Here is an 8,345-nt window from a genome sequence, read left to right as displayed (position 1 = left end):
CACCGGGGTCTTTTAGAACCCGAAGAACGAGGCGGGTTCGCTTTCCGCCTCGGTGTGCGGTTCGGTGCTGCCGGTGACCAGCCGGCCCCCCCCCCCCCCCCCCCCCCAGCTCCCCCCCCCCCCCCCCCCGCCGTCGGTCACCTCGGGGTGCCGGGCCAGTCCGAGGTAGTCGTTTCCGGCCAGGTCGAGCAGCGGTGAGTCGGCGGGCCGGGGCCGCAGGGTCCGTACGAGCCCGGCGCGGCGGCGCTCGTCGTGCGCCGCGTCGATCCAGTCGAAGGCCGCGGCGGACGGCTGCCGCGGGGCCGCGGCGGACGGCTCGGACCGCGTCACCGGTGAGGTGTCGCGGAGCGGGGACGGGGCGGAGTCCTGCGGCATCGTCGTCCTTGTCGATTGTGGGCTGTCGATAGACGTTAGCGGTCGTTCCGCACGCCCACGGTGTGGCGATACACACACCCCGATCGACGCTCGTTGTGGGAATCCTCCTTGGCCGGGGGCGGTGGCGTACGCCAGGATCAACGCCATGGACCTGCTGAACACACTGGTGGACAAGGGACTGCGGCGCGAGTTGCCGACCCGCGAAGAGGCGCTCGCCGTGCTGGCGACCTCCGATGACGAACTGCTCGATGTCGTGGCCGCGGCCGGAAAGGTGCGCCGCCAGTGGTTCGGGCGGCGGGTCAAGCTCAACTACCTGGTCAACCTCAAATCGGGCCTGTGCCCCGAGGACTGCTCGTACTGCTCGCAGCGCCTGGGTTCGAAGGCGGAGATCCTCAAGTACACCTGGCTCAAGCCCGATGACGCCTCCAAGGCGGCGGCCGCCGGGGTGGCCGGCGGCGCCAAGCGGGTCTGCCTGGTGGCCAGTGGCCGCGGGCCCACCGACAAGGACGTGGACCGGGTCTCGGAGACCATCTCCGCCATCAAGGAGCAGAACGAGGGCGTCGAGGTCTGCGCCTGTCTCGGACTGCTCTCCGACGGGCAGGCCGGGCGGCTGCGCGAGGCGGGCGCCGACGCGTACAACCACAACCTCAACACCTCAGAAGCCACATACGGCGACATCTGCACCACACACGACTTCTCCGACCGCGTTTCCACCGTCCAGCAGGCGCAGGCGGCGGGCATGTCGGCGTGTTCGGGACTCATCGCCGGTATGGGCGAGAGCGACGGCGACCTGGTCGACGTGGTCTTCGCGCTGCGCGACCTCGACCCCGACTCGGTGCCGGTCAACTTCCTGATCCCCTTCGAGGGCACCCCCCTCGCCGAGGAGTGGAACCTCACCCCGCAGCGGGCGCTGCGCATCCTGGCGATGGTCCGCTTCGTCTGCCCGGATGTCGAGGTACGGCTCGCCGGCGGCCGCGAGGTGCATCTGCGCAGCATGCAGCCGCTGGCCCTGCACCTGGCGAACTCCATCTTCCTGGGCGACTACCTGACCAGCGAGGGCCAGGCAGGCAAGGACGACCTGGCGATGATCGCGGATGCCGGCTTCGAGGTGGAGGGCACCGACACCACGACGCTGCCCCGCCACCGCACCGCGCCGGACGGCGCGGAAGCGGCCGGCGACGCCGCGTCCGACGACGCGGCACCGTCCGACGACAAGGCACCCGCGGGCGTCCCCGCTTCCGCTTCCGCCGACGAGACCCGCCGGGACCTGGTCTCGGTACGCCGCCGCGGCGCGGGCACCGACCTCCCGCCCAATGCCTGAGCCGCTCACCCCCCGCGATCTGCTCGCCCTCGACCGGCAGCACGTATGGCATCCGTACGGGCCGATGCCGGGCCGGGCGGAGCCGCTGCTGGTGGAGTCGGCGTCCGGGGTACGCCTGCGCCTGGCCGAACCGGTCGAGGGCCGGGGCGAGTTGGTGGACGGTATGTCCTCGTGGTGGTCGGCGGTGCACGGCTACAACCACCCCGTCCTCAACGACGCCGCGCGCGGCCAGTTGGAGCGGATGAGCCATGTGATGTTCGGCGGGCTCACCCACGAGCCCGCCGTGCGGCTGGCCAAGCGGCTGGTCGACATCACCCCGCAGCCGCTCCAGCACGTCTTCCTCGCCGACTCCGGTTCGGTGTCGGTCGAGGTCGCCGTCAAGATGTGCCTGCAGTACTGGCGTTCGGTCGGACAGCCGCGCAAGCAGCGGCTGCTGACGTGGCGGGGCGGCTACCACGGCGACACCTGGCAGCCGATGGCCGTCTGCGACCCGGACGGCGGCATGCACGAGCTGTGGCAGGGGGTGCTGCCGCGGCAGATCTTCGCGGACCGGCCCCCGGCCGGCTTCGGTGCCGCGCCCGACGAGGCGTACGCCGCGCATCTGCGCGACCTGATCGGCCGGCACGCCGACGAGCTGGCGGCGGTGATCGTCGAGCCGGTGGTGCAGGGCGCGGGCGGGATGTCGTTCCACTCCCCCGCGTATCTGCGGGTGCTGCGGGAGGCGTGCGACGAGCACGGCGTGCTGCTCATCTTCGATGAGATCGCGACCGGATTCGGCCGGACGGGCGCCCTGTTCGCGGCCGACCACGCCGGCGTCTCGCCGGATGTCATGTGCCTGGGCAAGGCGCTGACCGGGGGTTATCTCACCCTGGCGGCGACGCTGTGCACGTCGGCCGTCGCGGACGGCATCTCGCGCGGCGAACTGCCGGTACTGGCCCACGGCCCCACCTTCATGGGCAATCCGCTCGCCGCGGCCGTCGCCGACGCCTCGATCGACCTGCTGCTGTCGCAGGACTGGGCGGGCGAGGTCAAGCGGATCGAGGCGGGTCTGCGGGACGGTCTGGCGGCGGCGGAGGACGTGGCCGGGGTACGCGAGGTGCGGGTGCTCGGCGCGATCGGCGTGGTCCAGCTCGACCACGAGGTGGACATGGCGGCCGCGACGCGGGCGGCGGTCCGCGAGGGCGTGTGGCTGCGTCCGTTCCGGGACCTCATCTACACCATGCCGCCGTACATCACCGGCGATCACGACGTGGCGCGCGTGTGCGCCGCGGTGTGCGCCGCCGCCCGGGAGGGCTGAACCGGCGGCTGCGGGAAGCGGTCACGGCCGTCCCCGCGGCCCCCTTCCGCAGGGCCACCGGCCACGGGCCACCGGCCGGATCGAAGAGCAGCAAGCGTTGAACTGGTGCGCGGGTCCTCCTGGGTCCGCGCGGGATTTCGGAGGCTCCCCATGTCGGTGTTGTTCGTGACGGGCACGGGCACGGAGATCGGCAAGACCGTGACCACGGCCGCGATCGCCGCCGCCGCGCTCGCCCAGGGCCGTTCGGTGGCGGTGCTCAAGCCCGCCCAGACCGGCGTCACCGCCGACGAGCGGGGCGACGCCGCGGAGGTCGAGCGGCTCGCCGGCCGCGTCACCACCAGCGAACTCGCCCGTTATCCCGAGCCGTTGGCGCCCGCGACGGCCGCACGGCGGTCCGGGCTGCCGCCGGTGTCCCCCCAGGAGATCGCGGAGGCCGCCGCCAAGCTGGCCGCCTCCCACGACCTGGTGCTGGTCGAGGGCGCCGGCGGTCTGCTCGTACGGTTCGACGCGGACGGCCACACCCTCGCCGACGCCGCGCGACTGGCGGACGCGCCGGTCCTGGTGGTCGTCCAGGCCGGCCTGGGCACCCTCAACAGCACCGCGCTGACCGCGATGGCCCTGCGCTCCTACGGGCTGCGCTCCCCCGGTGTGGTCGTCGGGAGTTGGCCCGCCGAGCCCGACCTCGCGGCCCGCTGCAACCTCGCCGACCTCCCCGAAGCCGCCGACGCCCCCCTCCTCGGCCTGATCCCGGAGGGCTCCGGCGCCCTGTCCCCGCACGCCTTCCGCACCGCGGCTCCCGGCTGGCTGGCGCCGGCGCTCGGCGGAACGGACGCCTTCCGCGTCCCGGCCTGACAGCGGGCGGGGACGGCCCGGGCCCCGGGGCACGCTGACCGGGCATCCGCCCGCACACGGCCCGATTCCCGGGTGCGCCCCGGCGGCCGCCCTGCCACACTGCCGCGATGGCGGCTCGCGCGTACACGGACGAAACCCTCGCCGAGTGGTACGACCTCCTCAACCCGTGGGGGCCGAGCGACTCCTTCTTCCTCGACCTGGTGAGATCCGCGGACCGTGTCCTGGACGTCGGTTGCGGGACGGGGACCCTGCTGCACCGGGCGCGGCAGAGCGGTCACACCGGGCGGCTGTGCGGGCTGGACCCGTCGGCCGCGATGCTCGCCCGGGCGCGGCGGCGGACGGACATCGAGTGGGTCCTCGGCGACCTGGCGTCCGCCCGCTGGGAGGGGGCCTTCGACCTGATCGTGATGACCGGTCACGCCTTCCAGGTCCTGGTCGGTGACGACGAGCTGCGCACCGGCCTCGCCAGGATCCGCGCCGCGCTGAGCGAGCGGGGCCGGTTCGTCTTCGAGACCCGCAACCCGCTGACGCGCCCCTGGGAACGATGGACTCCGGACCGGGCGGTGGAGGTGACGAACGCGGCCGGCGTCACCGTTCGCGTCACGCACCGGGTGCGGACGCCGGTCAACGGTGACCTGGTCCACTTCTCCGAGACGTTCAGCGATCCGGACGGCGGCCGCCCACGGGTGAGCCGGAGCACGCTGCGCTTCCTCGCCCCGGACGCGCTCGCGGCGTTTCTGTGCGGCGCCGGCCTCACGATCGGGGAACAGTACGGCGATTGGGACCGCCGGCCCCTGACGGCGACCAGCCCCGAGATCATCACCCTGGCCCGGCGTGCCGCGGCCACCGGCCCGTCACACCGTCCAGGTGCGTAGTTCGTCGGCGATGGCGTGCAGGTCGGTGGTGCCCTCCTTGATCAGGCGGGCGAGGTCGCGGACCTGTTCGGGGGAGGTGGCGATCTTCAGGCCGCTCGCGACGAGGTAGCCGTAGGCGACGGCGGTCGCGAACATGGCGTTCGAGCGTTCCAACGCCGGGACGTGGAGGAGGAGTTGGAGGAGGGCGGCGGCCCGGTCCTGGGGGTCGGTGTAGACGGGGACGCCGAGTATCTCCGCTTCGTGGCGGCTGACGGCGGCGACCAGGGCACCCCAGTCGGTGACCTGGGGGTCTCCGGGGGTGTGCTGTTCGGCGATGAGCAGGAGCCAGGCGAGGTCGATACGCAGTGTCACGTGGTGCCCGGCTGTCCTTCCCGGCCCGACCCGGCGCGGCCGCGGTCGTACCCGGGTTCCCGGCCGAATTCCTCGGCGAAGACGCGTTCGTACTGCTTCATGAAGTCCGAGGCGGCCTCGACGAACGTCTGGCCGACCTCCCCCGCGTCCTTCAGGACGAGCTCCTCGATATAGCGGTTCACACTCACTCCCCGCTGCAGGGCACGCTCTCGCGCCGCTTCGGCGGTGGCTTCGTCCACACGGACGTTCAACTGTGTCTTCGCCACGCTTCCAAGCTAGCGCGCATCCGCTAGCACGGGCAAGCACAGGTGTCCGGTTCCTCCGCATTCCGATTCCGTCGGGCGGGCCGGGGCGGGCCCGCGCGCCGCTACCGGAGCCGCCGGAGCCGATACCGCACGATGAGATCCGGCGTGAGACCGGCAGGTCGTACGAGGCCGGCGCCGTCGGCCCCGCTGCCGAGCATCGGGCCCGGCCCGCGGCACACCGACCGGCGACCGACCGGACCGCTCCCCGACCGCCCGGCCCCAGGAGGACCCCGCCGTGTCCGTCCCCGCCCCCGTCCCGCATCTCAAGCGCAGCCTGCGCCGCTTCGACATCATGGCGATGGGTGTCGCCGCCGTGATCTCGTTCGATGTGATCGGGCAGCTCGCCACCGGCGGCGGCGAGGCGGTCTCCTGGATCGCCGCCGTCGCGCTGACGTTCCTGGTGCCCTACGCCCTGATCTTCGCCGAGACCGGCGCGGCGTTCCCTCAGGAAGGCGGCCCGTACGTCTGGGTGGAGCTGGCCTTCGGCCGGCTGGCGGCCGCGCTGACCACGCTGTTCTACTGGGTCACCAATCCGGTCTGGCTCGGCGGTTCGCTGGTCTTCGTCGCCGCCCAGACCTGGGACGGCTTCGTCTTCCCCCTCGGCTCGGGCACGTTCGCCGACTACGTCTTCAAACTGGTCTTCATCTGGGCCGCCATCCTCACCGCGGTCGTCTCGCTGCGCCGCGGCAAATGGATCACCACGGCCGGCGCCGCGGCCAAGGTCCTGGCCCTGGCGTTCTTCACCGGCACCGCTGTCGCCTACGGCGTCCAGCACGGCTTCCGGGGCCTGGAGGACGCCGGCTTCTCGCCCACCGTCGCCGGGTTCCTCGGCCTGGTGCCGGTGCTGCTGTTCGCCTACGTCGGGTTCGAGGCCCCCAACGCGGCGGGCGACGAGATGCACGACCCGCAGCACGACGTGCCCGTCTCGATCGGGGTCGCGGGCCTGATCGCCACCTGCTGCTATCTCCTGCCCGTCCTGGCGATCCTCTCCGCCGCCCCGTCGGGACACATCACCGGCATCGGCGGCTTCATGGACGCCGCCCAACTGGTCTTCGAGATCTACGGGGGCTGGCGCGGGCCGCTGCTGACCACGACGGCGGTGCTGTTCGTCTACGCGCTGCTGACACAGGGCAGCGCCTGGATGATCGTCGCCGACCGGATGCAGGCGATGGCGGCCGCCGACGGCGGATTCTTCAGCCGCGAACTCGGCGCCTTCCACGCGCGGCTGGGCACGCCGGTGCGGATGAACCTCCTCTCCGGCGTCACCGCCACGGTGTTCATGGCCGCCGCGATGAATCTGGCGCAGGGGGACGCCTCGGCCGTCTTCGGTGTCGTCCTGACCGTCGCGATCACCACGCTGCTGCTGTCCTACCTCACCATCGTCCCCGCGCTGCTCGCCCTGCGCGTGCGCCGTCCCGAGGTGCACCGGCCCTACCAAGTCCCGTTCGGCACCCGGGGTTTCACCGTCGCCACGTCGCTCGTCTACGCCTGGATCCTGCTCGGCTCCTGGGTGGCGCTGTTCCCCGGCACCCTGGAGCCGCTGGCCGGCCTCGCGTACGACTTCTCCGCCACCTGGGGCGTCTCCCGGGCGGCCTTCGAGGCCTTCACGCTCGGCACGGTCGTCCTGCTGCTGGCCGTCGGCGTCGCGGGCTACGCGGTCCAGCGGGCGCGTACCCGGCGCGGTGACGGCGGACTCTCGGACGCGTCGGGCCGATAGGCGGCCCGCTTCCCGACCCGGCGCGGCGTTCGGGCGTTCCCGCCCGGGATGCCGACACGACCCGGACGGATCAACCGCGTCACCCGGTCAGCGCGAATACGCCTTGCCGGAGGGGCTTCAGGTGGCGGTGGTGCCGGGCCTACGAAGAGGATCGCCATTGCAAGCCCGACGCCGGTAGACCGTGCCCTGAACCTCCGAGGAGAGGCCGAACGATAATGAGCGAACCGGTGCAGAAACCAAAGCTCTTCCGGGAACTCTCCGCGGAATTCGCGGGCACGATGGTGCTGATTCTCTTCGGATGCGGCGTGGTCGCCCAGGTGGTGGCCGGAGGCGCCCTCACCACCCCGAAGGGCGGACTGGGCGACCACGACAGCATCACCTGGGCCTGGGGCCTCGGCGTCACCCTCGGCGTTTACGTCGCGGCCCGCCTCAGCGGCGCCCATCTCAATCCGGCGGTGACGCTGGCCCTGGCCGTCTTCAAGGGCTTTCCGTGGGCCAGGGTCGCGCCCTACGCCCTCGCCCAGACGGCCGGCGCGTTCGCCGCCGCACTGCTGGTGCGCTGGAACTACACGGAGGTGCTGGCGCGGGCCGATCCCACGCACACCATCAAGACGCAATTCGTCTTTTCCACGCTGCCGGGAAACGGTTCGACCACGGCGGGCATTCACGAATGGGGAGCGTTCCGCGACCAGGTGATCGGGACCGCGCTGCTGCTCCTCCTCATTTTCGCGATCACCGATCTGCTGAACACGCCTCCCGGCGCCAACCTGGCCCCGCTCATCATCGGCCTGGTCGTGGTCGCCATCGGCATGGCCTTCGGCACGGACGCCGGTTACGCGATCAATCCGGCACGCGACTTCGGCCCGCGGCTCGCCAGCTTCCTCACGGGTTACGGAGGCGCTTGGCGGGACCAGTGGGGCAACCTGTACTTCTGGGTGCCCATCGCCGGACCACTGATCGGCGGCCTCCTGGGCGCCGCCTTCTACAAGTACTTCATCGGCAACCTCATCCCCACCGCCGAGCCCGAGCCCACCGGGCGGGTCCCCTCACCGGAGGGCCGCCCCTGACCGAAGCCCGCCCCCGGGACGGAGCGAGCCTCCTGACCACCACCGCCCCGGGGCCCGTCGTAGGACGGGCCCCGGGGGGGGGGGGGGGGCGGGGAGGGGGGGGGGGGGACAACCGACACAGCGGGGGGGGGGGAACCCGGGACGAGTGTTCTGTTCGAGACACCACACCCGCCCCACCCCACACC

The 8,345-nt window shown here is 72.4% G+C and carries 8 protein-coding genes and 1 pseudogene; 6 read left to right on the top strand and 3 right to left on the bottom strand.

What is annotated here, in order from left to right:
* Positions 1–114: 114 nt before the first annotated feature.
* Positions 115–375 (bottom strand): annotated as a pseudogene (locus tag ACZ45Z_RS03495) (8-amino-7-oxononanoate synthase); the annotation flags it as partial.
* A gap of 145 nt (positions 376–520) precedes the next feature.
* Between ACZ45Z_RS03495 and bioB the strand changes: the two are divergent.
* The 4 genes from bioB to ACZ45Z_RS03475 all read left to right on the top strand — a co-directional run bounded on the left by bioB (position 521) and on the right by ACZ45Z_RS03475 (position 4,720).
* Positions 521–1,696, top strand: coding sequence for a biotin synthase BioB (gene bioB / locus ACZ45Z_RS03490; RefSeq protein WP_468355318.1), 1,176 nt, complete (start codon positions 521–523; stop codon positions 1,694–1,696).
* Entirely contained in the window at positions 1,689–2,993 is a 1,305-nt protein-coding gene (locus ACZ45Z_RS03485) for an adenosylmethionine--8-amino-7-oxononanoate transaminase (RefSeq protein WP_468355315.1), read from the top strand. The genes bioB and ACZ45Z_RS03485 overlap by 8 nt, the downstream gene beginning before the upstream one ends.
* Positions 2,994–3,143: 150 nt before the next feature.
* Positions 3,144–3,845 carry a dethiobiotin synthase gene (gene bioD / locus ACZ45Z_RS03480; protein ID WP_468355312.1) on the top strand — a complete coding sequence of 234 codons (702 nt, stop codon included), beginning with the start codon at positions 3,144–3,146 and terminating at the stop codon, positions 3,843–3,845.
* Between the two features lie 107 nt (positions 3,846–3,952).
* Positions 3,953–4,720 (top strand): class I SAM-dependent methyltransferase, encoded by a 768-nt coding sequence (locus ACZ45Z_RS03475; RefSeq protein ID WP_468355309.1) that lies wholly within the window; start codon positions 3,953–3,955, stop codon positions 4,718–4,720.
* On the opposite strand, the gene ACZ45Z_RS03470 is transcribed toward ACZ45Z_RS03475, so the two are convergent.
* Complete coding sequence (locus ACZ45Z_RS03470; protein ID WP_468355306.1) at positions 4,700–5,071, bottom strand: fic family toxin-antitoxin system, toxin component; 372 nt, start codon at positions 5,069–5,071, stop codon at positions 4,700–4,702. The two genes, ACZ45Z_RS03475 and ACZ45Z_RS03470, sit on opposite strands and share 21 nt — an antisense overlap.
* Positions 5,068–5,337 carry a hypothetical protein gene (locus ACZ45Z_RS03465; protein ID WP_468355303.1) on the bottom strand — a complete coding sequence of 90 codons (270 nt, stop codon included), beginning with the start codon at positions 5,335–5,337 and terminating at the stop codon, positions 5,068–5,070. Before ACZ45Z_RS03465 ends, ACZ45Z_RS03470 begins: the two co-directional genes overlap by 4 nt.
* 274 nt (positions 5,338–5,611) lie before the next feature.
* Here ACZ45Z_RS03465 and ACZ45Z_RS03460 point away from each other — a divergent pair, with 274 nt between their 5' ends.
* Together ACZ45Z_RS03460 and ACZ45Z_RS03455 are read left to right on the top strand one after the other, a co-directional pair.
* A complete protein-coding gene (locus ACZ45Z_RS03460; protein WP_468355300.1) occupies positions 5,612–7,093 on the top strand; it encodes an APC family permease in 1,482 nt (493 codons plus the stop codon).
* A 215-nt stretch (positions 7,094–7,308) separates the two neighbouring features.
* A complete protein-coding gene (locus tag ACZ45Z_RS03455; protein WP_468355297.1) occupies positions 7,309–8,160 on the top strand; it encodes an MIP/aquaporin family protein in 852 nt (283 codons plus the stop codon).
* The last annotated feature ends 185 nt before the right edge of the window (positions 8,161–8,345 follow it).

This window comes from Streptomyces sp. NPDC031210, from assembly GCF_055570395.1.
Note: the sequence above shows the minus strand (reverse complement) of the source record. Positions and strands in the feature narration are given on the sequence as shown.